Source organism: Acinetobacter sp. YH01020, from assembly GCF_013420275.1.
GTDB classification, from domain to species: domain Bacteria; phylum Pseudomonadota; class Gammaproteobacteria; order Pseudomonadales; family Moraxellaceae; genus Acinetobacter; species Acinetobacter amyesii.
The window spans coordinates 46957-73608 of the sequence record NZ_VOYN01000013.1; the positions used below are offsets into that span (position 1 = coordinate 46957).

Below are 26652 nucleotides of genomic sequence, written 5' to 3' on the forward strand. Positions count from 1 at the left end.
TGAAATCTATTTTAAAAACTGCGTTAAATCGTTTTTCAAATTTTCTAAAGCATTTAATTTAAAGGTTCTGAGATGTCCACGCAATGCAGAAACATCCTGAATTCGTTTTGCTTTACTACTGACTTTAAATAAATCTGTAGAGCCAAGATAGCACATTATTCGGTGGCTCGGATGAAATAGCAGATCACCTTCACGGTTTTGAAAAAAATCCGCCAGTCGGAGTACAAAGCCCGGGCTGAGCAATTTAGCGATTTCCATTTGGTTATCGCCATAAAACTTTAATTTTTGATTGGTTTGAATATCGCTGCTGTGCCAAGGAAAACTATAGGGATAGCCAAAGTTTTTGCCTGTTGCAGATACGGCAAGACCATGGATGCCAATATCAAAAACAAATACGCCCCACAGGTCTTTATGAATTTCTTTGACGGTGACCTCATCACCATCTTTGTCTCGTACCTTCAGTTCATTCACATAGTGATAATGAAAGACCATGACTTGATGCTGTTGCTGATTTTCGTCTTCCCAAACGGTGCTAGCAAAGGTCTGAATGTCATTCGAAAGGCTGCCTTGCTTAAACACGGGGAACATGCGTTTAAGATTGCCAATAAATTGCAGATTATTCAGCGGCATTGAAATGTATTGAGGTTGTCGGTTAAAAGCCAGTTGGTATTTTCTGGCAATGCATTCGGTTTCTAAAAACGCAATAACTTCTTCGAGCGGATCATCTTTTTCATAGCTGATATAGGCCCAAAACACCATGGCCAACCCCGCAGCAAAGCAGAGCTGTGCCCAGCCATGATCGGGCTGAATCACAATAAACAGCATGAAGCCGATACCCAGCGCAGCTAAAGCTAGAGGCAGTAAATTTTCAAATTTGAGCGTAATGGGTGCATTCCATGGATGCAGTCCATCGAGGAGTTCTTGGTGAGTTTTTGCGTTTCGGCCTATATCCCAGAGCCGAGCGATATTCTGAAAAACCACAGCATTCTTTTTTCGACGAATATGGATGGAGTGCTTTACAGAATCTATCGGCATAGGGATGATTTCAGCGTAATTTTATTTGTGGTTAATATTATCAATTAACATCGCATCACCATAACTAAAGAAGCGATATTGGCTGTCGACGGCATGGTGATAAGCATTCAAAATATTGTCTCGATTAGACAACGCTGAAACTAACATGAGCAGGGTAGACTCAGGTAAATGGAAGTTGGTAATTAAACGATCGACCACTTTGAACTCATAACCAGGGTAGATAAAGATTTGCGTATCACCTGTCCAACCCTTGAGTTCGCCGCCATTGGCTTGAGCGGCACTTTCAGTCGCGCGAGTCGCTGTAGTACCGACAGCAATGACTTTATTGCCACGTGCTTTTGTCTCACGGATTAAAGCCATAGATTCTTCTGATACGTCACACCATTCGCTGTGCATGATGTGATTTTCAATGTCATTGGTGCGCACGGGTAAGAATGTACCAGCACCCACATGCAAGGTAACAAAGGTTTTATTTACGCCTTTGTCCGCCAATTTTTTGAGTAGCGCTTCATCAAAATGTAAGCTTGCTGTTGGTGCTGCGACAGACGCCAATTTGGTTGGGTCGTTAAACACGGTTTGATAACGTTCGGTATCAATCGCTTCTGCTTCACGGTTAAAGTAAGGCGGAATCGGTAAAGCACCGTATAAATCTAAAACTTGTAAAATAGGCTGTGAAAATTCCACAACAAATAAGTTTTCATGACGGCCTTGAACGGTCACTTTAACTTCGTCTGGACCAATAAATAATTCCGCACCTTCTTTAGGTGTATTGCTGGCTTTAATGTGGCAATGTGCGGTTTTTGGGTCAAGAATACGTTCAACCAAGACTTCAACTGCACCACCTGTAGCGCGTTTGCCTTTTAAGCGAGCTTTCATCACTTTGGTATCGTTCAGTACCAACAAGTCACCTTCATTGAGCAAGTCTAAAATGTCAGTGAAATGATGGTCGTGATATTCGCCATTCAGGTCAAGATGGAGCAGGCGTGATGCACTACGTGTTTCAAGCGGATAGCGGGCAATGAGTTCGTCAGGGAGATTGAAGTTAAAGTCAGAAAGTTGCATGTTAAGAAATCTGAAAAGGGGATAATGAAATTTGGCTTAGTATAAGCTTTTTTAGGTTTTAACGCTGAAATTGATGGATTATCCATCTAAAAATTCTTATACGGTTTATTTTTAATCAAATGAGAACATGATGCGTTGACAAGTTTTTGAAACAGTTTATTATACGTTTCAACACCTTCCCGAGGTGGTGAAATTGGTAGACGCGGTGGATTCAAAATCCACTATCAGAGATGATGTGTCGGTTCGAGTCCGACCCTCGGGACCACATATTTAAAATTATATACCAATCGATGGTATATAAGCTTCGAAAGCCCTGATAATTCAGGGCTTTGTTGTTTCTGCATACCAACCCATGCCTATACACATCTCAATGTTTTAAAGATACGATTAAAGATACGGTTTATCTTTTCGAAATTTGTATCTTTATTATGGCTAAAATCGTCAAACCCCTCACTGATACTAAGTGCGCTTCGGCAAAGCCGAAGCAGAACGCGCAAGGCAAATTTGTTAACAGTAAACTTGCTGACGGTAACGGACTTTATTTAATTGTTAGACCTTCAGGTACTAAGACGTGGCAATTCATTTACGGTCGAAAGCATCACCTTAACGACAAAGGCAAGCCGACAGACGGCGTTATCACGATAGGCGATTACTCAAAAGCGGGCGTTAAAGGTGTTCTTGTGTCATTGGATGACGCGAGGGGCTATCGCAAATGCTATTTATCACAAATAGCTAATGGTATTGATCCGATTGACGCTTTAAAAGTTGAGGAAACTAAACTCAACAACAGATTCGACTTTGAGTGGATTGCAAGGGATTGGCATGTAGCCTATGCAAAATCATCGGGATGTCATGATTCAACCATTTCGAAATCACTACGCAATTTCGAAATGTACGTTTTCCCGATGATAGGCGCAAAGCTGATTGACGAAATCACGGCGCGAGATTTGAGTGCAATCCTTGAGCATATTGAAGCTAAGGGCTTCGGCGAAGTTTGCGACAAAGTAAAAAGAAGGTTGGTAGCGGTTTTTGCCTTTGCGGTTAGTAAAGGCTACATTGAACGCAGTCCAGCCATTCACTTAAAGGACACGCTTACGCAGAAACGAGAAGAGAAGCACTATCCAAAATTATCACTGACACGTTTGCCTGAATTTTTCCAGCGTTTGAAAAATGATACAGGCAATCCACTTACAAAGTTATATACCGAATTTGCTTTGCATACTTTTGCTCGCTCAAGTGAAATGATGTTCGCACGATGGTCGGAATTTGATCTTGAAAAAGGGATTTGGACGATTCCTGCTACACGAACACCAGTTAAAGACTGCAAAAATTCGCATCGTGGGGCAAAGATGAAAAAAGATCATATCGTTCCCTTATCACGTCAAGTGAAGAGCATTCTTGAGGAAGTGAGACTGTATAGCGGAACGAGTAATCACGTTTTTCCTGCTGATCATGATTTGAATAAATTTATTAGTGAAAATACCGTGAATAAAACTTTGACTCGTATGAAATATGATACGAAAACAGAAGTTTGTTTGCATGGTTTTCGTGGTATGGCTCGTGGAGCATTGGGTGTAAGTGGATTATTTGATCGTGATGCAATGGAACGACAAATGAGTCATAAAACTGACAATGAAGTTGAATGGGCATATACACACCATATTGATCATCTTGAAGAACGTAAAATTATGATGGACTGGTGGAGTGAGTATCTTGAGTTAAATCATGGTCAGTATGTCTCACCACAGGAGTTTAGAGAGACTTTATTACAAGATGCTCGTAATGGTGTGCAAAGTTTTAAATATGGAAAACTTATTAAGCTTCAAATGGCTATGATGGCGGCAAGTTAACTGCATTTTTGTTTGATTGAAAAGCGAACGCTTGGGCGTCTTGTTTTTCGAGAAACTACATCAAGCTGACTAAACTAATATAGCAATATAAGCGAACATATGGAGCTATTTAGAATGCAAGCAATTCAGCCATTGCGACTGTCGATGAATAAAGTATGCACGATGTTAGATGTAACACGAGAAGGACTGCGGAAATTAATGATAAATGACCCTGAGTTTCCAAAAGCGTTAAAAAGTGGAACATCAAGACAATCGCATGTGTACTTTGATTATGCTTCGCTTGTCGAATGGCATGAAAAGCAAAAACTCGCAGCTTAAATGTTCTTGATTAAATTACGGAGGCGATAGCCTCCTTTTTAATTCCAATAGTGGTTTTAATTTCCTACTCATGGATGTACAATGGCAGTCTGAAAACAAAGCCACATCAAGGATTGAAAATGGCAAGATCAAAATTAATGACTCGTTCACAGGTTGCGCAGCGCCTACATGAATTTGACGATTCAAAGTCACCGATTCAATGGCGTAGATTCCTGAATGACAATGCTAAGCCGAATGTTAAACCTGATCGAAAAATTCCTTATGAACTGACGTTGCACAACATTGCAATGTACAAGTCCACTGACCTAGAGGCATTCATTGCTAAGCGGAAGGCTAAAGCTCAAAAAAAGGCGGCTCAAGCCCAACAGTCGCGGGTCGCAGAAATTACGGCGCATTTCGGCTTGAATGATCAGCAAAATCAGAACTCGTTTGGGCAAAACTTTGGTTACGTTTGGAAAGGCGCATCGGTGAACTTGATAGCCGACAATGCTGAACGTGGAAAGAAAAATGCCGTATCAATTCAATTGCAAATCAATCATCCACTGCGGGTATCAGCACTTACTACAGAGGATGCAGAAGCCTTTGCAAACGAAATACTCGAAGCAGTAGCACAAGCTAAACGCTTAGGGCTTTAGGGTAAATCACAATTGTTAAGAGGCTTTAACTGCCTCATAACGCAATAACAGCAGACCGTCTCAATAGCGGTCACAGCAAGGATGCAACACAATGCAAATGTTCACAATGAACGAAGCAGCACAATTTTTGGCAAAGGAATTGCCAAATAAAACAAAACAGCAATGGTGGGGATACCTACATTGGAATCCGAAAAAGTGGCGACAACAAGATGGTGTACGTGTTCATAGTCACCTAATTGACGGTGAATTAATGTATACCATTGGCGGATTGAAGGCATTTGCAAGCCTATTCAAACAACAAGGTTACTACCAAAACAAAGCTAAGGCGGTGGCATAAATGACTGAAGTGATAATGAAAGACGGCACTACGGTCAACGCCGTAGACGTGATGTCAGAGCTAATCAAATCAGCGGTACAGAACGCCATTGAAAACCCCGAAGGTTTAGACCTGAACAGCAGCGACGGCATTGAGGATGCGGGGTGGAAGATCGCCGACTATCTTGAAGTTGTCACGAAGGAAAAAGTTGACGCGCAGGCGGTCATAACTGAGTTGAAACAGCAACTGATCTAGGGCTTTTAGTAAGCCACAGACGTAAAAAGGGAGATGTTCAAGCATCTCCCTTTCCACATTTACACAGTCGGCAAAACTGAGCAAGTGACCAACAAACTAGCGGTCATTATAGCAGTTTTTGCCACCTAAAGCAGTTAGGCAAAGCATGGAAATTACACAATATTTAAACGCGCTGAATGATGATGTTGCGACAGAATTAACTGTCACGCAATATTTAAGCCCACGCGAGCACCTTGAGGTCAATGAGGCTACAGCGGATTTAGACAGCTTTGTTCTCGATTTTTTCAACGATGAATCCGAGTTTATGCCCTCAGTCACTTGGAGCGATATTGAACTTAAAGGCGAGAATGACAATAGCCAACCGAATAAGCTAAAGGTAACGCGAATCAAAAAGCCAAAGGCTTTACCTCCAAAGCCAGTTAGGCCGACAACGGTCACGCTAAAAACACCCACGGCGGAAGTTCATGCGCTGTTAGACGCATTGCAAGCGCGTGTTGCTGACAACGTGAAAGATGCCGAACTTTATCGCCCGATCAATGTAGAGCCGTTTGCATCAGTGCAAAAGATCAAAGCCGTGATTGATTGGCTAGACTTGCGATTTACGGTAGACCCTATCGTATGTCAATTCTACAAAGCACCTGATGCATGTAGCCGCATTAAAGAGTTCATCACTAAGCGCACAGGCACACGCCACTACGTTGCGTCCGATGATAGTCACGTCACCCAAGATGACGCGTCATTTACAATTCGATTGCATGACGTTGGAAACAAGAAAGACTTGAAGGTGATCACCGATTTACTAGTCAAACAGTACGGTGCACAACGCGAAGAAATGACGATTGAAGCTATTGAACTTTCTCTTGACTTTTACGGTTGCAATCACGGTGCAGCAATGGTTATCAAGCTGCATAAAGCTATGCGATACCCCGCAGATGCGAGGCTGCTACGCATCTACAAAACAAAAGGAACGCGACAGGATATACCGACCTCACCACATGCTCTATATGAGCTTATTGAGGATGGGTACAACATCGGCATGGGCGATCATCGGAGTGATGCATTCTGTGTGAGGGTGTACTTCAAACGAACCGACAAGGGTGGTCAAGCTTTACCGAAAGACCAACACAGAGCGCGGATTGAAGTGACTTTGAGAAAGTCGGCTTTCAAGGATGAGGAGATCAGTCTTCAGCTAGACAACTTACCTAAGATCATCGCTTGTGGATTCAAGAAAATGCCGTTTACTCACTTGAGCAAACGAGCAACGCCTACCGAGAAAGACGAGTATTTTACCCAAGTAAAACCGTTTGGAAAAGAACAAGCAGCCACGCTGAGTATTAGTCGACACAAGAGAAGTTCGTCTGATGCAATCGAAACATTCGCTTGGCTGAATACAGTGAAACGGGATGCTGTAAAGACTTTGCGAAAAAGCTTTAATTCGCAAATTTAGGGGCAATTTTTTTTAGTCTCATTCCGCCCTAAACCATACAACTAGTGGCTTAGAGCGGTTTTTGGTACACAAGTCGGCCTAATAACAGTAATAACACATATACCTATTAATACATTGAGTAACGATTAATGAACGAGAGGAAGGAGCAAAGCGACTGACGACCGTAAAAGAACAAACAGACAAACCGCCCACCACTCAAATTGCCTTCGCTACCGCTCCGCCAATTTTCGCCCATGCTCATACACCCACAATCAAGATCCACGCAACACATTTCGATTTTGCACCGCTACCGCTATGCAAAATCTCAACCATGACGAAGATCAAATAATGAGCGAAGTCTTAGGTTGAAAAACAACCTATCTATGCACAGCAGTCGTCAATCGGCATTTTTTTTGAAAAGTTCTTATATTTCATTCAAGTGAAAACTTAATATTTACTTCAACTTAACTTAACCTGATTTTGCACAATAAGCCTAACTACTTAAAATTATATGCCCTATAACACGCTGAGAGCTGTTGTAAGCCCGATTATGTTTCAAGGTGGTACTTTACTATCAGTAAATAAAACCTCTTGAAAACGCGTATTCAAGCCCATCGGTGATGCCTGAATTAAAGTTTGGGGTTTATAGTTTTTTTGCCTAATATAGCGGGTAAATATCGGGGCAGTTTGGGCTTTGCAATGTCATCTTTTTTTGACCTAATAGACACATATAGAACAACAGCGAAAACGGAACGCGAAAAAGGCACTTATTTTGAGCTGCTATGTATTAAGTATTTTAAGAATGAGCCGTTTTATGCGGATTTATTTACGGAAGTTAAAACCTATACTGAGTGGGCTAAAGCTCAAGGATTATCGGGTAAGGACACAGGGATTGACCTTGTAGCGACCACCAAAGACGGTGAATTCCAGGCCATTCAATGCAAACTGTACGATGCAGATCGTAAGGTCACTAAAGCCGAAATTGACAGTTTCCTGTCAGCGGCATCAAAGACTTACTTTAAGCGCCGTATCATCGTCAGCACTACACATGAATGGTCGGACAATGCACTGGCAACGCTTGAAAACCAAGACCCGCCCGTTACTAAGATAGACCTTGATACTTTAGAACAAAGTGCAATTGATTGGTCACTGTTTGCGGAAAAGAAAGAAGTCATTTTTAAGAAGAAGAAAGAACTACGCGAGCACCAGCGTAATGCGCTTACCCAAGTTAAGATTGGCTTATACGAGCAAAAGCTTGAACGCGGTAAGCTCATCATGGCTTGCGGTACAGGCAAGACCTTTACAAGCCTTAAAATTGCAGAAGAATGCGCGGGTAAAGGCAAGCGTGTATTGTTCCTTGTTCCAAGCCTGTCATTGTTATCTCAAACGCTCACTGAGTGGACTCAAGAATCAACCACACCTTTGCATAGTTACGCAGTCTGTTCGGATACTGAAGTTGGCAAGAAGAAAAATGCCACGGCGATTGATGCAGTCACAACGCTAGAGCATGAATTGCAATATCCTGCGACGACAGATGCAGCAAAGTTAGCTGAGAACGTAGAGAAGCACCACGATAGCGAGCACATGACTGTTGTGTTCTCGACTTACCATTCAATTAATACAGTTAGTGATGCTCAAAATGAACATCAAATGGCTGAATTTGACCTGATCATCTGTGATGAAGCGCACCGTACAACTGGTTCAACACATGACAGCGAAGATGATTCAAACTTCGTCAAGATTCATGATGGTGGTTTTATTCTCGGGAAAAAGCGCCTTTACATGACGGCGACTCCGCGTATTTTCTCGGATGACGTGAAGAATAACGCGACCGATTACACCTTGTATTCGATGGACAATGAAAAGTTATTCGGTGAAACGCTTTACACCATTAACTTTTCCGAAGCAGTAAAGCGCGGCTTATTGGTCGATTATAAGGTCATCGTACTTACGGTTGATTCCGACACGATCATTAATAAGATCGGCAGCACCATTACCGAGAACAGTGAAATCGTCGTCGACGATGCGGCGCGTATTGTCGGGTGTTGGAAAGCTTTGTCTAAACAAGGCATTCATGCGGATGTCGAAGAAGACACCGACCCAATGCAACGTGCTTTAGCATTCTGTCAGGTGATTGATCAGTCCGAGAAAGCCCGTAAACACCAAGTTAGTTCGACACGAATTGCGAACATTTTCCAAACGGTCGTAGAAGCATATCAAGAAGCTGAAGCAAAAGAAGGCAATGAAATTTCACACCGCCTAATTTGCGAAGCACAGCATGTTGACGGCGGTATGGGTGCAGATAAAAAAGAACAAAAGCTAAATTGGTTAAAAGCTACACCTGAACCGCAACGAGATGAAGATGGTACAGAACGTCCGATTTGTCGTGTCTTGAGCAATGTACGCTGTTTATCGGAAGGCGTAGACGTGCCTGCACTTGATGCAGTTTTATTCCTGACACCTCGTAATTCACAAGTAGACGTTGTGCAATCTGTTGGGCGTGTGATGCGGACAGTAAAAGATCCAGTAACTGGTGAAAATCTTAAAAAGAAAGGCTATGTCATTTTACCTGTCGTGATTCCGCCTAACGTAGACGCGAACAAAGCCCTTGATGACAACATGACCTATAAAGTGGTCTGGCAAGTGCTGAATGCGCTCCGTTCTCACGATGATCGCTTTGATGCCATGATCAACAAGATGGACTTAACAGGCATTGACCGTTCTAAAATGGAAGTGATTGCGATCACAGACAAAGTAGCAGCTAAAGCCAAGAAAAAAGGTGCAGGTAAAGGTGGTTCAACGATTGGTACACCAACGAAAAAGACCAAGAAAGATGAAACTGAAGATACTCAACAGTCTTTCAGCTTTGAGTCGGGTGAAATTGAGCGTGCTATCGTTGCCAAAGTTGTGCAGAAAGTCGGTAATCGCCATCATTGGGAAGATTGGGCAAATGACATTGCTAAGATCGCACAAACCCACATTAAGCTTATTACGGATATTCTACAGCGTCCTGAATGCGACAACGAACGTGCCGTGTTTGAAGAGTTTGCATTTGAAATCCGTGATGACTTAAATAATGCGGTATCGGACGCTGAAATCATTGAAATGTTGGCTCAACACCTAATCACTAAACCTGTTTTTGATGCCTTGTTTGACGAGTATAGCTTTGCAGCCAACAACCCGATGGCAAAAGCCATGCAAAAGGTTTTGGATGTTCTAGATCAGCACCAACTCGACAGCGAGACTGAAGCACTACAACGCTTCTATGACAGTGTGAAGCTCCGTGCATCGGGTATTGATAGTGCGGAAGGTAAACAGAAAATCATTGTTGAGTTATATGATAAGTTCTTCCGTAATGCTTTCCCGCGTATGACCGAGCGTCTAGGTATCGTATATACGCCTGTTGAGGTGGTGGACTTCATAATTCACAGCGTTAACGATGTACTTCAACAAGAGTTCGGGAAGAGCTTTGCTGATGAAGGTGTACACGTTCTAGACCCATTTACTGGTACAGGGACATTCATTTCTCGTTTACTGCAAAGCGGTTTAATTCCACCGAAGAAACTGACCTACAAATACAAGAACGAGATTCATGCTAATGAGCTGGTATTGCTCGCTTACTACATTGCGGCAATTAATATTGAAGCGGTCTACCACCACGAAATCATTGATGATTACACACCTTTTGAGGGTATTTGTTTAACTGATACTTTCCAAATGTATGAGAAGGACGATTTAGTCGATCAGGTATTGGTGGATAACAGCGCACGACGCAAACGTCAAAAAGAATTACCGATTCAGGTGATTATTGGCAATCCACCATATTCAGTAGGTCAAGATTCGGCTAATGACAATAATGGAAATCTATCATATCCACTTTTAGACAATAGAATCGCAGAGACATATGTCAAAAATGCATTAACTAAAGGTGGCAAACGAGCGGTATATGATTCTTATATTCGTGCAATTCGTTGGGCGAGTGATCGTATCTCTACTCAAGGGGTGATTGGTTTTGTTACGAATGCTGGTTTTATTGATGCAAATACAGCAGATGGTATGCGTAAATGTCTAGCTGACGAATTTAGTAGTCTTTATATTTTCCATTTGCGTGGTAATGCTAGAACGTCGGGTGAACAGCGACGCAAAGAAAAAGATAACGTTTTTGGACAAGGTACAAGAACGCCAATTGCAATTTCAATCTTAGTGAAGAATCCTAATGCCGATCAACAAGGGCAAATCTATTTCCACGATATTGGTGACTATTTAAGTCGTGAAGAAAAATTAGAGAAGATCAATGAGTTTAAAAGCTTACAGGGGATCATGGCAGCGAAAGGATGGTGTAAAGTTTTACCTAATGAACATGGGGATTGGATTAATCAACGTGATTATGATTTTGAAAATCATATGTTAATAGCAGATAAAAGCAAGACTTTGCCTAAGGTTTTGTTTAACAAGCTTTCTAATGGAACAATTTCAAGCCGAGATGCATGGGTATATGCTTTTAATAAAAGAAAACTCCAAAAAAATATTTGCAATATGGTCGATTTCTATAATGATGAAGTTGAAAGATTTAATAAGTCACATGAAAGTTCAACACTATTAGAAAAAAAATCCTTAGTTAATGATTTCGTAAATAAAGATGCTACGAGAATTAGTTGGGGAACAAATTTAATAAACGGTATTTTAAAAAATCAAAAGAGAGAAGTTTCGGAAAAATTAATACGCCAAAGCTTGTATAGACCTTTCACTAAAGAATGGTTGTTCTACGATAAAAATTTCAATCATAGTTTATATTCAATGCCTGATATTTTCCCTCAGCAAATAGAGACAAAGAATCTAATTATTTGTGTTGTTGGTAAGGGGGAATCGCAGCCATTTTCTGCCCTAATATCTAATTTAGTAGTGGATTTTAAATTCCATTACAATGCACAGTGCTTCCCTTTAAACATCTATGAAGAAGTCAAGCAAGATAAAAAAGTAGGCTCAGGTGATCTATTCGACGAATCACTTGATTTAACCGTGACTGAAACCAAATACGAACGCAAAGATGGCATCAGTGATGAGGGCTTAAAGCACTTCCAAACGGCGTATCCTAGCGAACAGATCACTAAAGAAGACATCTTCTACTACACCTACGGTTTGCTCCATAGCGAAGAATACCGTACACGCTATGCCGACAACCTCACCAAAGAGCTACCACGTATTCCTTGCGTGAAGAAAGCAGAAGATTTTTGGGCGTTCTCTAAAGCAGGTCGTGACCTTGCGCATAGGCATCTCAACTATGAAACTGTTGAGCCTTACAAGGCAACATTGGATACAGGTAGCACGCCTTACAACCAATTGACCGATCAGGACTTCTATGTCGAAAAAATGAAGTTTGCCAAGAAAGGCGAAAAAGGCACTGTTGTTTACAACAAGCGCATCACCATCAAGGACATTCCGTTAGAAGCCTATGACTACGTGGTAAATGGTAAGCCAGCACTTGAATGGGTAATGGAGCGTCAGGGCGTTTCTACGCATAAAGACAGCGGTATAGTAAACGATGCAAATGATTGGGCAATTGAAACGATGAACAACCCAGCGTACCCGCTTGAATTGTTCTTACGTGTCATTACTGTTAGCCTTGAAACGATGAGGATTGTGAAGTCATTGCCGAAGTTGGATATTTAACTTTAACAACTAAATCGACGGCGCATTTTGCGCCGTTTTTTGATTTAAAATTAAACAAATAATTCTAAAAGTTTGAATGAGTGCTGATTTTTTAAACGAAGTCACTGCGCGCTTATCTCGCTTTATGACATAAAGTAAGAGTCCCTTTTAAAACCCATATGGGACAATTATGAAAATTACGTTATTAAAGCTAGATGAAGTTGCGGACTTAATTGAACATGCTGAATGCTCGGGAAATATTGTGAAGCATGAACAAACGCTCAATGAAATCATTTATCACATCCAAGATGGTACAGGTGAGTGTTTACTCATTAATACGCCGTGTAGTAGCTATTTCATTACAACGTGATGTAGTGATGAGCTGTTACTAATTAGCAAAGTCGACTTGAATTAGTAGGCTTTTTTTATGGGAAATATTGATAACGTTGTGAAATCAAACAGGTTGAATGGAAGTTATTCATTACTTGGGTAAATGAATAAATAAGGATATGAATAAGGATATAAAGTGCATGTAATTTCTTTAATGTTCTTATAAATTAATTAGTTGGATGTTGGATTTGGTTCTGACCCTCGGACCAAAATTCTAAAAGACCCCAAGCTTATTAAGACTTGGGGTTTTTTATTGTGAAAAATTAATAACTTATATCAAATTCCTAGAAAATTTCGAATGATTTCACTAGCCACGTTTCAGGTGGTCATTTCGTAAAATGAGTACCTGAAATTTGTTTGGGTACTCATGGTGGAATCAGATGCTAAGCTTAAATTATTAGATCAATACAATAATCAAATGTGATTGATCGGGTGCCTTATAGGGCTTGTAGTATTTAAAAGCTTTATTAACTATCTAAAGCTACTTTGATGACATCTGCAATTGTCTCAGTGTTGACACCTCTTTTTCGAGCATTCTCAGAGTGGAACCAAGTTGTTAAGTCTTTATTGCCTTTAGATGCATTGCAGCCAACACAGCACAATGCAATATTGGTTAAGGTTGTAATTCTTATATCGTTGATAATGTGTTCCCAAGACTTCTTGTTGGCTCTTTCAGTGCCAAACTTTTTGCCGCAATATACACAGCACAGGTCTCGCTCCGAGACCGCATCTTCTATGTGCTTTGGTATTCCCCATGAATTTGCCATTTTAGGTTTTCCTTATTTTAGGGCTGTAGTTGAATGAAAAATCCTAACCTTTGATAAATCACATTCATAAAATTTAGATCTAAGCATTAAATGAAAGAGTTGTCATAACACTATATAAATGAGGGTATAAAAAAACCAGCGCTTTCGCGCTGGTTTTTTACATCCCTAACTTGCGTTAGTTCAGCATCAACTTATTGAGCAGCCTCAAGAGCTGCATTTAACGTTGCGCTTGGACGCATTACAGCATTTACTTTCGCTGTATCTACAGCGTAGTAACCACCGATGTCCGCAGCTTTACCTTGAACTTCAGCAAGTTCTGCAACGATTTTTTCTTCGTTGTCAGCAAGTGCTTGAGCAAGAGGAGCAAATTTCGCTTTAAGATCTGCATCTTCGTCTTGCGCAGCAAGTTCTTCAGCCCAGTATTTAGCAAGGTAGAAGTGGCTGCCACGGTTGTCAAGTTCGCCAGTACGACGTGATGGAGACTTGTCATTGTCAAGCAATTTACCAGTCGCAGCATCAAGCGTATTTGCAAGAAGTTTAGCTTTCGCGTTGTCTTCTTTGATGCCCATTTCTTCTAGAGAAACAGCAAGCGCCAAGAACTCACCTAAAGAATCCCAACGTAAGTGGTTTTCTTCTACAAGTTGTTGTACGTGTTTAGGCGCAGAACCACCCGCACCAGTTTCGTACATGCCGCCACCAGCCATTAGAGGCACGATAGAAAGCATTTTCGCAGAAGTACCCAATTCCATGATTGGGAACAAGTCTGTTAGGTAATCACGTAGGATGTTACCAGTTACAGAAATTGTATCTAGGCCACGAGCAACACGTTCAAGTGTATAACGCATAGCACGTACTTGAGACATGATTTGAATGTCTAAACCAGTAGTGTCGTGCTCTTTCAAGTAAGTTTGAACTTTCTTGATTAATTCGTTTTCGTGTGGACGGTACGGGTCAAGCCAGAAGATCGCAGGCATGCCTGAGTTGCGTGCACGAGTCACAGCAAGTTTCACCCAGTCACGGATTGGAGCGTCTTTCACTTGGCACATACGCCAGATATCGCCTTCTTCCACGTTTTGTGACATCAACACTTCACCAGTTTCTAGGTCAGTGATGTTTGCAACACCCGCTTCAGTGATTTCGAAAGTTTTGTCGTGTGAGCCGTATTCTTCAGCTTTTTGCGCCATCAAACCAACGTTAGGAACTGTACCCATAGTACGTGGGTCAAAGTTACCATTCCATTTACAGAAATTGATCATTTCTTGGTAGATACGCGCGAAAGTAGATTCAGGCATTACAGCTTTACAGTCGTACTGTTTGCCGTCAGCACCCCACATTTTACCGCCACCACGGATCATTGCAGGCATAGATGCATCTACAATTACGTCATTAGGTGAGTGGAAGTTAGTGATGCCTTTTGCTGAATCAACCATTGCAAGTGCAGGACGGTGTTCTTGGCAAGCATGTAAGTCAGCAATGATTTCTTCACGAAGAGAAGTCGGAAGAGTTTCAATTTTTTCGTAAAGACCAGACATACCGTTGTTGATGTTAATACCTAACTCATCAAACAATTTGCCGTGTTTTTCGAATGCTTCTTTGTAGTAAATCTTCACACAGTGACCGAAAACGATTGGGTGAGACACCTTCATCATGGTCGCTTTTACATGTAGAGAGAACAAAATGCCAGCTTCTTTACAATCATCTAATTCTTTTTCATAGAAGTCGCAAAGTGCTTTTTTGCTCATGAACATTGAGTCGATGATTTCGCCATCTTGAAGCGCAACTTTTGGCTTAAGAACAACAGTTTCACCAGACTTAGTGATCAATTCCATTTTTACATTGCGAGCGCGGTCTAAAGTCATAGACTTTTCGCCGTGGTAGAAGTCACCTTCGTCCATGTGAGAAACGTGAGTTTGTGACCACTGTTTCCATTCGCTCATAGAGTGAGGATGTTTCTTCGCGTAATTTTTTACTGCAGTAGGTGCACGGCGGTCAGAGTTACCTTCACGAAGTACAGGGTTTACAGCAGAACCTAGGCATTTGCTATAACGCGCCTTGATTTCTTTTTCTTCCTCAGTCGCTGGGTTTTCTGGGTAGTTCGGAACTGCAAAACCTTTAGACTGTAATTCTTTAATGCAAGCAGTTAATTGGCCAACTGAAGCACTGATGTTCGGAAGTTTGATAATGTTTGTGCTTGGATCTTGGGTTAATTGTCCAAGCTCTGCCAAGTTATTTGGCACCTTTTGTTCTTCGCTTAGGTAGTCTGAAAATTCAGCGAGTACACGTGCTGCAACTGAGATATCGCGTTTAACGATTTCAACGCCAGCAGGTTTAGTAAAGGTTTCAATGATCGGCAGCAGAGAGTAAGTCGCCAATAATGGCGCCTCGTCGGTCAGTGTGTAGATGATAGTTGACTTTCCACCAGCCATATATAGCCCCTTGCTTTAGATTGTGTCTTTGAGGTCCGAGCTTGTGGCTCGCCTCTATGAACCGATTTGCTTAAATAAAACTATGAAAGTATCGGGGTTCGTTGCTTTTCAGTCAACGCAAGATCCTGTGATGTGGTCATTTCGTAGAAAAATGATACAAAAGAAGTGCAGTTTGACGCCCAATTTTAGCGCAAAACCGAGAAGGGGAATATTGAAAGCTTGTTATTCATAGCTTAAAGCTATTGAACAATTAAATTTATATCGTTTTCTTGGGGCTGATCTGTTCTTTATGGCTCGTTCGAAATTTAGTTGTAAAGCAAAGCGTAGGACAGGTCAAACCGAAAGCCTTAGCTTTTAGGTGTAGATTTGGTGCGTAAGTTCGAAAATTAGTCAGGATCTGTGACTTTATAAAAGAACGACGTGAGTTCAATGCTCCGTTTGACTTTGAGCGCTCTCGGAATGTTTATACGATAACTTATATATCTGATGAATAAGGCATGGTTATTTTTTAGCTTCAGTCATTTGGGAGAATGAGTTTATGTACAGCAGAAGCATAAATCGAATCTTTAGCTTAGTTTAATAACTGATGTTACGCAGTAACCATCAAAGCGCAATTTGCTTCAAATAAAAGAACGATACACGGTAAGGTCATCCGCAAGTGTTTGAGACAGGACTACTTCTAATCAAAAATGTTTTTGCGATGCTTTGAATAATTTGACGGTAGTGAACGAGTTTTGCGCTGAGGAGCATTGCTCCGCAAGATGGTTTCCTTACGAAGCTTCGCTTCTCATTTTGCCGAAACAAAAGTACCTCCAGCCGAAGGCTAATCCCTTTATTCAATCCTTAGATGTAAGACTCCGTCGAATAGACTTAAAAATCATTTTAAAAGTGCATAAGTACTTTTACGTGCGTAACATCAGTTAATAAAGAAAAAGCGAGAAGGTCTAGTTTAAAGCAGCAACGATACTCACAACTCATAAATACTAATAAATTAGTCTAATAGAAAAACTTAAAAATAGATTCATTTAGTGTAGCTGATTGAAACAAGCATTTTGATGAGCAATTTGGTCATAGAATAGTCATGAATATCACTATCTTTTGTGATGCAGTTAAAGAAAATTAAGCCCAGTTTTTTAGGTCTTATGTAAGTGAATATTTCTTTTAGTCGTGTTTTTAGTTTGCATAAAACGCGAAAAGTACGATTTAAAATAAACAGTCAATAAAATTCAAACTAATTTAAGTTTCTAATTTTATTATTTTAATTTTTGTATTGCATTTAATTTGATGTTCTTTATAGATTTTTTTATTTTCTAATTGAATGAAAGTTCGATTAAATGACTGATTCGTAAATTATCTTGGTCTTTTTGTTAGAATTTGTTATTGAGTGTTATGGCTATTTTTGCTATTAATCTTGATCGTAGCAGTTGGTTTTTATCGATGAGGTAAACCCTGAGGAGAGCAACAGGATGGCTTTACGTTTACTAGATATTGGGACACAAACCGAATTATTGACCGCCTGTCGTTTGTCTTTATTGATGGGGGTCTATACGGACGACAACCGCATTGCAGAATTTTTAAAGTTCGCGCGCAGTATCGTGCAAGTCGATAACGCTGTCCTAACGTTTAAAAATGAGCCTTATATCTGGTATGCCTCAGAGCACACATTTAAAGCCTTTTTGGCCGAAGCCGATGATGATCGCCTCGATCAGTTTTTTGCTGAACAGTCCCGTATAGATCACGATGCTGAAAATTACCAAGCTTACTGTGACTATATGCAGGAACTGGGTTTAGGGCATCGGCGTTTAGTGGCATTCGATTTAAAATATAATCAGGATTCAATTGGTAAAGTAATTTTGTTTGATGATCAAGTCACTGCATTTGAAGCTAAACAATTAAAGATTGTCGAAGAATTTGTACAAAGTCTAGTCAATATCATTCAACTCCGCGTTGAAAATGCCGAATTAAAAGAAGCCTATGAACAGCAGTCGGCACTCAATTTTAGTAAAACTAAATTTTTCCAAATTATTGCTCATGATTTACGAGCGCCTTTTCATGGTCTACTGGGTTTTTCTGAAGTTTTGGCGCAGGAACGCAATACCTTAGATGATTCGAGTGTGCAAAATATTGCAGACTATTTATATGACACCACACAGTCGACGTATAACCTTTTAGAAAGCTTATTAAACTGGGCTATGGCAGAAGGTGGTCGCTTTGTTTATCACCCGATTAATTTTGATTTGCATCAGTCTGCAAAAATTGTGAGTGATGTCTTAAATAGCTTGGCTGTGAAGAAAAATATCCGACTGATCAACGCCGTGCCTGAAGGCATTAAAGTCAATGCAGATATCAATATGATCACATCAGTGATGCAAAACTTGGTGTCAAACGCATTGAAATTTACTCATACCGATGGACGAGGTGTGGTGACGATTTCTGCCGAACGAGATGGCGAACGGATTTTATTCACCATTCAGGATACTGGATTGGGCATGACCCAAGCTCAGATTGACGATTTATTTCAGCAAAAACTGACGGTTAGTATTAAAGGTACGGCAGGAGAACGTGGTACGGGGTTGGGTTTAGTCCTTTGTAAGCGCTTTGTGGACTTAAATCAGGGTGAAATTGTGGTGAACTCGAAAGAAGGTGAAGGCACACAATTTAAAGTCTGGTTGCCAAAGGCGACGAGTCTGCATCAAACCTTAAGTACCGAGAGTAGCAGTGCACAGAAAGATGCGACCTTAAGCGAACTTTAAAGTCCGTCTATTGGTATAAAAGCCTAAAAATACTTTTCCCTAAGCGTTATCAACTGTTATAACTAGAAAAAAATCACGCTAGGGTTTGTGAAATGAATGCGGAGCAATTGCAGAAAACATTACGTGCCAGTCAATATGCTGAACAGGTGCTCGGAATCCATCAGGCCAGTTTAGAACAAGACTATGCAATTGATCAGTTTCAAACCTCGCTCAGTACAGCACAAATTCAACATTTTGTCGCAAGCAGCCTCGCTGAAATTCAAGATGAAAATAGCTGGATGCGTGTAATTCGTGTGCTGCGCGCACGCCTCATGTTTCGTTGGATTTGGCAAGATGCCAATCAACTCACCGATGTCGTTACCTTAACTCGAGAGCTTTCAGACTTTGCCGATGCTTCTATCTGTGCGGCAAAAGATTTTGCACTGAATCCGTTGATTGCGAAATATGGCGAACCGCTAGGCTATAAGGGGAAAGTTCAAGACCTAATTGTGGTTGCCATGGGAAAACTTGGTGCACAGGAACTTAATCTTTCAAGTGATATTGATCTTATTTTTGCCTTTGATGAACAGGGTGAAACCAATGGTCGAAAATGTATTGATGTGCAGCAGTTCTGTATTTTATGGGGACAAAAATTAATTTACTTGCTTGACCATATTACGGCAGATGGTTTTGTCTTCCGTGTAGATATGCGTCTACGCCCATGGGGCGATGGTTCTGCCTTGGCAATCAGTCATGCGGCATTAGAAAAATATTTAAGCCAGCATGGACGTGAATGGGAGCGCTATGCTTGGATTAAGGCACGTATCGTCACGGGCGGTAAAGAAGGCGCAGAGTTACTGGAAATGACCCGACCTTTCGTCTTCCGCAAATATGTCGATTACACCGCTTTCGAAGCTATGCGTGACATGAAAGCCATGATCGAACGTGAAGTGCTACGTCGTAATATCGAAGATGATATTAAACTCGGTGCAGGCGGAATTCGTGAAGTTGAGTTTATTGTTCAAGTCTTTCAGCTCATCTATGGCGGTTCAAAACTCGAGTTGCAAGACCGTCAATGTTTAGTGAGTCTGCATCATTTAGGTGAAGTTGGATTATTAGAAAAAACCGCAGTTGCTGATCTAGAAGATGCATATTTATTTTTACGTCGCATTGAACATGCGATACAAGCGCTCAATGATCAGCAAACCCAATCGTTGCCACATGAGCCTGAACCACGCCAACGTATTTTAGATACTTTAGGTTTTGCATCTTGGGTTGACTTTTTGAATGTACTCAATCAGAAGCGTGCCAAAGTCATTTACCAATTTGAACATCTTATTAAAGAAAAAGAACCCGATCCGTTATTGGAAAGTTTTAGTCATTTAGAAGCCCAGTTGAACGATGTTCTAGATGATGATGCCAAAAATTTAATTCACGAATTTTGGTATGGACATGCGCTGAAAAAATTACCTGCCAAAGCTGTACAGCGCTTAAAAACCTTTTGGCCACATCTCATTGAGGCGATATTACAGTCAGATAAACCTCAGGTGGCCTTACTACGTCTCATGCCTTTGGTGGAGTCGGTGCTGCGCCGTACGGTCTATTTGGTGATGCTGATTGAGAGCAAAGGGGCATTACAACGATTAGTGAAAATGGCAACAGTGAGTCCGTGGATCTGCGAAGAATTGACGCATTATCCCGTGCTGTTGGACGAGTTTTTGTCGATGGATTTTGAGCTGCCAAAGCGTAAAGATTTAGAAGACTCTCTACGTCAACAACTGCTTCGAATTGAAATTGATCAAGTCGAAGACCAAATGCGTGTTCTTCGATTATTTAAAAAATCCAATGTCTTAGCAGTAGCTGCTAGTGATGTTTTGGCAGAAAGTCCGTTGATGAAAGTGTCGGATGCATTGACCGATATTGCTGAAGTGTCGGTGAATGCAACCTTGCATTTGGCATATCAAATTGTTGCCAAAAAACATGGCTATCCAATCGATGCAGAAGGGCAGCGTTGTTCGATTGATCACACGGCTTTTGCGGTGATTGGCTATGGCAAGGTGGGTGGCATCGAGTTGGGTTATGGTTCGGACTTGGATTTGGTGTTTATTCACTATATGGACGAACAAGCCGATACGGATGGACAGAAACCAATTAGTGGCTTTGAATTTGCTATGCGGGTGGCACAAAAATTTATGTCCTTAATGACTACGCAAACCCTAGATGGTCGAGTGTATGAGGTGGATACACGTTTACGACCTTCGGGAGAGGCGGGGTTATTGGTGACCAGCTTAAAAGCCTTTGAGCAATATCAACATAAAAATGCTTGGGTCTGGGAGCATCAAGCTTTAGTACGTGCCAGAACGATTGCAGGTGAGCACAGTTTACGGATTGAAATTGAAAACTTGCGCTGCAATATTTTGACTCAGCCACGAGATGAGAACAATGTTCGTGCAGAAGTGCTAAAAATGCGCCAAAAAATGAAAGACCATCTAGGTTCTTCTAAAGAGCAGCAAAAAGATGGAATTTTTCATTTAAAACAAGATGCAGGTGGTATCGTTGACATCGAATTTATGGCACAGTATGCAGTATTAGCATGGAGTGGGTCGAATCCCGATCTCGCCCATTACTCTGACAACGTACGAATCCTTGAGGATGCCGCAAGAACGGATTGCTTATCCAGCGCCGATGCGACAGCATTGATTCAAGCTTATCTCCGTGAACGAGCCGAGAGCCACCGTTTAGCACTTGCGAATCAATCCATGCAAGTTTCAGCTGACGATTGGCACGATACCCGAGTGGTCGTTTGCAAGCTATGGCAAAGATTAATTGATCCAACTGCAACGTTTGCATTGGATAAAAATGACTGTGTATAAAAATTTGGAGTGTGTGCCATGAACTTGGCTGATCGTGATGGTTTTATTTGGCAAGATGGACAATTGGTTGATTGGCGTGAGGCGAAAACTCACGTATTAACACATACATTGCATTACAGCATGGGTGTGTTTGAAGGCGTCCGTGCTTATGAAACTCCGAATGGAACGGCTATTTTCCGTTTACAAGAACACACTAAGCGTTTATTAAATTCTGCAAAAATTTATCAAATGAAAGTCCCATTTGATCATGCAGCATTAGAACAAGCTCAAATTGATGTGGTTCGTGAAAACAAATTGGCTTCTTGCTACCTACGTCCAATTATTTTTATTGGTTCAGAAAAATTAGGTATTGCAGCAACTGACAATACAATTCATGCTGTTGTTGCTGCATGGAGCTGGGGTGCTTACCTTGGTGATGAAGCGATGGCGAAGGGTATTCGTGTTAAAACGTCTTCATTTACGCACCATCATCCAAACGTGACCATGTGTAAAGCAAAAGCATCTGGTAACTATACTTTGTCAATTCTTGCACACCAAGAAGTGGCACATGCTGGCTATGACGAAGCAATGTTACTCGACCCACAAGGTTATGTATGTCAAGGTTCAGGCGAAAACGTATTCTTAGTTCGTGATGGCGTGATTCATACTCCTGACATCGCGGGTGGTGCACTTGATGGTATTACCCGTCAAACCATTATTACGATTGCGAAAGACCTTGGTTTTGAAGTGGTTGAACGTCGTATTACACGTGACGAATTCTATATTGCTGATGAAGCATTCTTCACAGGTACGGCTGCTGAAGTGACGCCAATCCGTGAATATGATGACCGTCAAATTGGTGAAGGTTGTCGTGGTCCAATCACTGAGCAAATCCAAACTGCATTCTTTAATGCGGTTCAGGGTAAAGACCCTAAATATGCGCACTGGTTAACTTACGTAAAATAAGCTGATCGGTTAAGATGAAAAGGCGAAACTAAGTTTCGCCTTTTTTATTGGCTTGAAGATATTGAATTTTTGGAACGTGACTATGCATATTGTTTATGTCAGTGATGGTAAAGCAGGACATCGCTCACAAGCTTTGGGTTTATTTAAAGCCATGCAGCGCCAATCTCAGGAAGTAGTCACATTTCAAGAAATTTCAATTTATGATTTGCCTATAGTGACACTTATTTCTGCGCTATTTAGCCATCAGCTTCATGCCGTAGAACACGAGCCAACCTATATTTTTGGCGTCGGTAGCCACACACATTTTCGAGTATGGCTGTTGGGCAAGGTGTATAACAAAGCCAAAACCATTATTTTAATGAAACCAAGCTTGCCGTTTGCATGGTTTGATTATGCGGTAATTCCACAGCACGATGGTATTCAGGCATCTAATAAAGTACTAACCACACAAGGTGCGTTAAATCCTATTGTGAATGAGGAGCGGCATCAGCACGGTCGAATCCTGATCGCTTTGGGTGGCTCTTCAAAACGCCATCAGTGGAATGCGGCTAAAGTGCTCCAAGCGATTGAGCAGATAGTCGAGCAGAATCCAAATTCAGCAATCATTTTGACCACTTCACGGCGCACACCAAAAGCATTTTTAGCAGAACTAACGCAGTTGAAAAATATTGAAAAATTGCAGATTTTCCCTGTTGAGGATACGCCGCAAGGTTGGATTTTTGAAGAAATGCAAAAAGCTGAAGCAGTTTGGGTGACTGAAGATAGTGTTTCAATGATTTACGAGGCTCTCACCGCGGGTTGTAAAGTCGGGGTGATTGAAGTGGATCGGTTGAAGGAAGATCGGATTACAGGTTCAATAGATTTGATTTTGCAAAAGGGCCTGGTTTCTTTATCAAGTTCAATTTTGCAATTGGCTGAACCTAGCGCTTTTAAAGAAGCGGATCGTGTGGCAACATATCTTTTGACAAAATAACTGGTCGTAACCGTGATTTATATATTCATTTTTCTGTTGGTTTTGATGATTGCATTTAGTCTTAAATATGCATGGTGGAAACCAGCGGTAGATTGGAAAAGACCGCGCGTCTTAATGTATCACATGGTACGCGAACACATTGATGGTGCAAAATTTAATAAGTTGAGGGTGAAACCTGAAGAGTTTGAAAAGCAAGTGGCTTGGATGAAAGCCGAGGGTTTTCATTTTGTGACGATGCATGAGTTGCAACAAAACTGGGGACAGCATCCGGAAAAAACTGTTGCCATCACATTTGATGACGGTTATCTGGATAATTTGGAAAATGCTTATCCAATCTTAGAAAAATATCAAGCTAAAGCGACGATCTATGTAGTGGTGGATCGTCATGACCGAGACTGGTCAACCTATAAAAAAGCTCATCACAATAGCGGTGAGTTAGCGCGAGAACCTAAACTGAATGATGAGCAAGTTCAGTATTTGGCACATAGTGGTCTTGTTGAAATTGGTTCGCATACTTTGACGCATGCCAATTTGGATAAATTAGATGATGCAGGATGCGTGTTTGAACTTACAGAATCTAAAAAACAATTAGAGCAATTAATTGGTACGTCTGTGAGTAGTTTTGCTTATCCTTTTGGTATTTATTCGAATCGTGATGTATGTCTGGCAAAGGAAGCAGGTTATAGTAATGCTGTGACCACCAAAGAGGGGATTGATGGTCTCAGTCCTGACTTTATGCAATTACAACGGATCAAAATTAGTGGTAAAGATTCGATGTTGGCAGTGAAATGCCGTTTGAAACTTGGTCAGCGTGGATTATAACAGAGAGAAGAATCATGCATATTTGTTTGGTCATGGCCGGTGATGAAGAGGGTGGTTTAGAAAAACATGTAGTTGAATTGGCACAGGGCTTAACTCAACATGGACATGTTGTTACAGTAATTGCGCATGAAAAATACCGAGCACGTTTGGTGCCGCTTAATTTTATTGCAGTTGATCTGAGCAAAAGTCGCCGTAATCTGTGGGTTTTATATCAACTATATCAAGCCTTAAAAACATTAAATCCCGATATCGTTCATGTGCATGGTAACAAGGCAGCTGTCATGGTTGGGGGATTGTTGCCATTCCTTAAACAAAAAAGTGTTGCAACGCTGCATAGCCGTAAGAAAAACACAAAAATGTTTAAGAATTTTGATGCGGTGATTGCCGTTAGCCCAAATGCAGCAGAAGTATTAAATCATCCAAATAAATGTGTTGTCCTGAATGGGATTGTTCCGCCTATTTTAAATCCTACGATCAAAAAACCTGCACAGCCGATTGTTTTGGCTGTGGGACGATTGGTGCCTGTTAAAGGTTTTGATATTTTAATTCAGGCGTGGAAAGGTATCGAAAATGCTGAATTATGGATTGCTGGAGAAGGTTTTGAGCAGGAAAAACTGGAACGGCTCATCAGTGATAATCATTTGAATGATACTGTTAAATTATTAGGTTATCGAACGGATATCACCAGCTTAATGCAACAGGCTTCGCTTTATGTTATGTCTTCTCATTATGAAGGTTGTCCTTATACCATGGTGGAAGCGTTATTGTGTGAAACACCCATGATTTCAACTGCAGTTGGAGCAATGGCTGTTATTTTACCGCAGCAATATTTATGTCCTGAAAATGACGTCCCGGCATTGCATTTGTTAATACAGAAAGCTTTGAATGATTTTGGACAAATTCAAATGGATCACCAGCCTGTATTTGAATTTGCTAAAGAGCAATTGGTACTGGATGGTATGATTGATAATATTGAAAAAGTTTATGGATCAGTACTTGATGAATGAAGTGAAGCCATTCATATTGGCGATCTCTGATGGTAAAGCGGGTCATGAAACACAGACGCAGGGTTTGGTACAGTTGCTTAATGCATCCAATGAATTCGAAGTAAAATGGATTACAATTAAACTTCCTGATAAATGGCTTTACCGTTATTTAAGATTTTTACTCAAATTTTCCTGTAATACTGCTTGGCTCAAATACTTTATAACTCAGGAAGAATGGTCTCGGCTTCATAATCGAACGATACGTTATATTGTTTCATCGGGTGGAAACACGCTTGTGGTAAATGCTTTATTGAAACAGTATTTCTGTGAACAGAATAAAACTCAAAATATTGTTGCAAGTTCTTTACATGGGATCCCAGCACGATTGTTTGATGTTGTATTTACTATTCATAAAGAACAAAAACAATTTCCTCATTATGTTTATTATCCGATTGCGCCCAACAAAATGACAGCATTGCCATTAACACAAACTCAGTCACGTCAGCACCTGGGGATTGAGGAAAATGAACAGGTAATTACTGTTTTACTGGGGGCAGATACAAAAACTGTAAAAATAGGATCGGTGGAAAAATGGGGACAGGCTTTATTGGAAATTCGCGCACAATATCCACAGGCAAGAATTTTATTGAGCTCCTCCCGGCGTACTCCAATCGTCTTTGAAAAATCTTTGGAACAAGTATTGCAGCAAGCAAACATTATCCATAAGAATGATCAATTTGTATGGGTCGCACAAGGGCAGAGCTGTGATGTAAAAGACTTTATTAAAGCCGCAGACTGGGTTTTGGCAAGCCCTGATTCAACTTCCATGGTCGCTGAGGTGATTATGGCTGAACAAAATTTGATTGTTATGGAACCCGAGAGTATATCAGATGCAGATATTCAGCAGCAACTGGATTTTTTGCAACAACAGAAGCAACTTATTTTATGGCATTTAGCCTCTCCGGTTGTACTACGTGATTTGCTTAAACAGCTGGATTTAAAATCACATACCCAATTATTCAGTCAAATTTTAAAAAATGGCTTAAAATAATCAATAAAATAAATGGCTCTAGACTAGCAAAATGATTATGTTAGTCTAGAATCATGATAGAAAACAGTAAATTAAGTCACTACAAGATTAAAAAAATTATTCAATGCTTTTGTGTTGATATTCCTGCTTCCAAAACAGCCT

General features: G+C 40.9%; 19 protein-coding genes, 1 tRNA gene and 1 pseudogene. 17 read left to right on the forward strand and 4 right to left on the reverse strand.

Annotated elements, in window-relative coordinates; translation table 11 throughout:
• Positions 1-6: 6 nt before the first annotated feature.
• Together FTT85_RS07235 and queA are read right to left on the reverse strand one after the other, a co-directional pair.
• A complete protein-coding gene (locus tag FTT85_RS07235) occupies positions 7-1035 on the reverse strand; it encodes a hypothetical protein (protein WP_180183205.1) in 1029 nt (342 codons plus the stop codon).
• Between the two features lie 21 nt (positions 1036-1056).
• On the reverse strand, positions 1057-2097 hold the full coding sequence (gene queA / locus FTT85_RS07240) for a tRNA preQ1(34) S-adenosylmethionine ribosyltransferase-isomerase QueA (protein WP_078191326.1): 1041 nt from the start codon (positions 2095-2097) through the stop codon (positions 1057-1059).
• A 178-nt stretch (positions 2098-2275) separates the two neighbouring features.
• Between queA and FTT85_RS07245 the strand changes: the two genes are divergently transcribed.
• The 9 genes from FTT85_RS07245 (at position 2276) to FTT85_RS07285 (ending at position 12916) form a co-directional block, all read left to right on the forward strand.
• A tRNA-Leu gene (locus FTT85_RS07245) sits at positions 2276-2362 on the forward strand.
• A gap of 163 nt (positions 2363-2525) precedes the next feature.
• Entirely contained in the window at positions 2526-3947 is a 1422-nt protein-coding gene (locus FTT85_RS07250) for an integrase arm-type DNA-binding domain-containing protein (protein ID WP_180183206.1), read from the forward strand.
• A gap of 114 nt (positions 3948-4061) precedes the next feature.
• Positions 4062-4265, forward strand: a complete 204-nt coding sequence (locus FTT85_RS07255) for a transcriptional regulator (protein ID WP_180183207.1) — start codon at positions 4062-4064, stop codon at positions 4263-4265.
• 119 nt (positions 4266-4384) lie between these two features.
• Complete coding sequence (locus tag FTT85_RS07260) at positions 4385-4900, forward strand: hypothetical protein (protein WP_180183208.1); 516 nt, start codon at positions 4385-4387, stop codon at positions 4898-4900.
• Positions 4901-4991: 91 nt separating this feature from the next.
• Positions 4992-5237: a hypothetical protein gene (locus tag FTT85_RS07265; protein ID WP_180155944.1), complete on the forward strand. Its 246-nt coding sequence runs from the start codon at positions 4992-4994 to the stop codon at positions 5235-5237.
• Positions 5238-5471, forward strand: a complete 234-nt coding sequence (locus FTT85_RS07270; RefSeq protein ID WP_180183209.1) for a hypothetical protein — start codon at positions 5238-5240, stop codon at positions 5469-5471.
• A gap of 145 nt (positions 5472-5616) precedes the next feature.
• The gene (locus FTT85_RS07275; RefSeq protein ID WP_180183210.1) at positions 5617-6918 is read left to right on the forward strand and encodes a hypothetical protein; all 1302 of its coding nucleotides are present in this window, start codon (positions 5617-5619) and stop codon (positions 6916-6918) included.
• Positions 6919-7596: 678 nt separating this feature from the next.
• Complete coding sequence (locus FTT85_RS07280) at positions 7597-12567, forward strand: type ISP restriction/modification enzyme (RefSeq protein WP_180183211.1); 4971 nt, start codon at positions 7597-7599, stop codon at positions 12565-12567.
• Positions 12568-12736: 169 nt separating this feature from the next.
• Positions 12737-12916: a hypothetical protein gene (locus FTT85_RS07285; protein ID WP_180183212.1), complete on the forward strand. Its 180-nt coding sequence runs from the start codon at positions 12737-12739 to the stop codon at positions 12914-12916.
• Positions 12917-13403: 487 nt separating this feature from the next.
• On the opposite strand, the gene FTT85_RS07290 is transcribed toward FTT85_RS07285, so the two are convergent.
• Positions 13404-13703: an HNH endonuclease gene (locus tag FTT85_RS07290; protein WP_180183213.1), complete on the reverse strand. Its 300-nt coding sequence runs from the start codon at positions 13701-13703 to the stop codon at positions 13404-13406.
• A gap of 191 nt (positions 13704-13894) precedes the next feature.
• Positions 13895-16129 (reverse strand): NADP-dependent isocitrate dehydrogenase, encoded by a 2235-nt coding sequence (locus tag FTT85_RS07295; RefSeq protein ID WP_180183214.1) that lies wholly within the window; start codon positions 16127-16129, stop codon positions 13895-13897.
• Between the two features lie 1466 nt (positions 16130-17595).
• Between FTT85_RS07295 and FTT85_RS07300 the strand changes: the two genes are divergently transcribed.
• From FTT85_RS07300 to FTT85_RS07335, 8 genes and pseudogenes are all read left to right on the forward strand, one after another.
• Positions 17596-18882, forward strand: a complete 1287-nt coding sequence (locus FTT85_RS07300; protein WP_180183215.1) for a sensor histidine kinase KdpD — start codon at positions 17596-17598, stop codon at positions 18880-18882.
• Between the two features lie 92 nt (positions 18883-18974).
• Positions 18975-21734 (forward strand): bifunctional [glutamate--ammonia ligase]-adenylyl-L-tyrosine phosphorylase/[glutamate--ammonia-ligase] adenylyltransferase, encoded by a 2760-nt coding sequence (gene glnE / locus FTT85_RS07305; protein WP_180183216.1) that lies wholly within the window; start codon positions 18975-18977, stop codon positions 21732-21734.
• 18 nt (positions 21735-21752) lie between these two features.
• On the forward strand, positions 21753-22679 hold the full coding sequence (locus tag FTT85_RS07310) for a branched-chain amino acid transaminase (protein ID WP_180183217.1): 927 nt from the start codon (positions 21753-21755) through the stop codon (positions 22677-22679).
• 82 nt (positions 22680-22761) lie between these two features.
• Entirely contained in the window at positions 22762-23652 is an 891-nt protein-coding gene (locus FTT85_RS07315; protein ID WP_180183218.1) for a mitochondrial fission ELM1 family protein, read from the forward strand.
• A 12-nt stretch (positions 23653-23664) separates the two neighbouring features.
• Entirely contained in the window at positions 23665-24474 is an 810-nt protein-coding gene (locus tag FTT85_RS07320) for a polysaccharide deacetylase family protein (protein WP_180183219.1), read from the forward strand.
• Positions 24475-24488: 14 nt separating this feature from the next.
• Positions 24489-25481, forward strand: coding sequence for a glycosyltransferase (locus FTT85_RS07325; protein ID WP_180163278.1), 993 nt, complete (start codon positions 24489-24491; stop codon positions 25479-25481).
• Positions 25474-26511: an ELM1/GtrOC1 family putative glycosyltransferase gene (locus FTT85_RS07330; protein ID WP_180183220.1), complete on the forward strand. Its 1038-nt coding sequence runs from the start codon at positions 25474-25476 to the stop codon at positions 26509-26511. The genes FTT85_RS07325 and FTT85_RS07330 overlap by 8 nt, the downstream gene beginning before the upstream one ends.
• Positions 26512-26564: 53 nt before the next feature.
• Positions 26565-26652, forward strand: a pseudogene (locus FTT85_RS07335) (IS1595 family transposase); the annotation flags it as partial.

What these genes read in the sequence shown, in the direction of transcription:
- FTT85_RS07235 (WP_180183205.1), bottom strand. Translation starts at nt 1,035, where the DNA reads ATGCCGATAGATTCTGTAAAGCACTCCATCCATATTCGTCGAAAAAAG.
- queA (WP_078191326.1), bottom strand. Translation starts at nt 2,097, where the DNA reads ATGCAACTTTCTGACTTTAACTTCAATCTCCCTGACGAACTCATTGCC.
- FTT85_RS07250 (WP_180183206.1), top strand. Translation starts at nt 2,526, where the DNA reads ATGGCTAAAATCGTCAAACCCCTCACTGATACTAAGTGCGCTTCGGCA.
- FTT85_RS07255 (WP_180183207.1), top strand. Translation starts at nt 4,062, where the DNA reads ATGCAAGCAATTCAGCCATTGCGACTGTCGATGAATAAAGTATGCACG.
- FTT85_RS07260 (WP_180183208.1), top strand. Translation starts at nt 4,385, where the DNA reads ATGGCAAGATCAAAATTAATGACTCGTTCACAGGTTGCGCAGCGCCTA.
- FTT85_RS07265 (WP_180155944.1), top strand. Translation starts at nt 4,992, where the DNA reads ATGCAAATGTTCACAATGAACGAAGCAGCACAATTTTTGGCAAAGGAA.
- FTT85_RS07270 (WP_180183209.1), top strand. Translation starts at nt 5,238, where the DNA reads ATGACTGAAGTGATAATGAAAGACGGCACTACGGTCAACGCCGTAGAC.
- FTT85_RS07275 (WP_180183210.1), top strand. Translation starts at nt 5,617, where the DNA reads ATGGAAATTACACAATATTTAAACGCGCTGAATGATGATGTTGCGACA.
- FTT85_RS07280 (WP_180183211.1), top strand. Translation starts at nt 7,597, where the DNA reads ATGTCATCTTTTTTTGACCTAATAGACACATATAGAACAACAGCGAAA.
- FTT85_RS07285 (WP_180183212.1), top strand. Translation starts at nt 12,737, where the DNA reads ATGAAAATTACGTTATTAAAGCTAGATGAAGTTGCGGACTTAATTGAA.
- FTT85_RS07290 (WP_180183213.1), bottom strand. Translation starts at nt 13,703, where the DNA reads ATGGCAAATTCATGGGGAATACCAAAGCACATAGAAGATGCGGTCTCG.
- FTT85_RS07295 (WP_180183214.1), bottom strand. Translation starts at nt 16,129, where the DNA reads ATGGCTGGTGGAAAGTCAACTATCATCTACACACTGACCGACGAGGCG.
- FTT85_RS07300 (WP_180183215.1), top strand. Translation starts at nt 17,596, where the DNA reads ATGGCTTTACGTTTACTAGATATTGGGACACAAACCGAATTATTGACC.
- glnE (WP_180183216.1), top strand. Translation starts at nt 18,975, where the DNA reads ATGAATGCGGAGCAATTGCAGAAAACATTACGTGCCAGTCAATATGCT.
- FTT85_RS07310 (WP_180183217.1), top strand. Translation starts at nt 21,753, where the DNA reads ATGAACTTGGCTGATCGTGATGGTTTTATTTGGCAAGATGGACAATTG.
- FTT85_RS07315 (WP_180183218.1), top strand. Translation starts at nt 22,762, where the DNA reads ATGCATATTGTTTATGTCAGTGATGGTAAAGCAGGACATCGCTCACAA.
- FTT85_RS07325 (WP_180163278.1), top strand. Translation starts at nt 24,489, where the DNA reads ATGCATATTTGTTTGGTCATGGCCGGTGATGAAGAGGGTGGTTTAGAA.
- FTT85_RS07330 (WP_180183220.1), top strand. Translation starts at nt 25,474, where the DNA reads ATGAATGAAGTGAAGCCATTCATATTGGCGATCTCTGATGGTAAAGCG.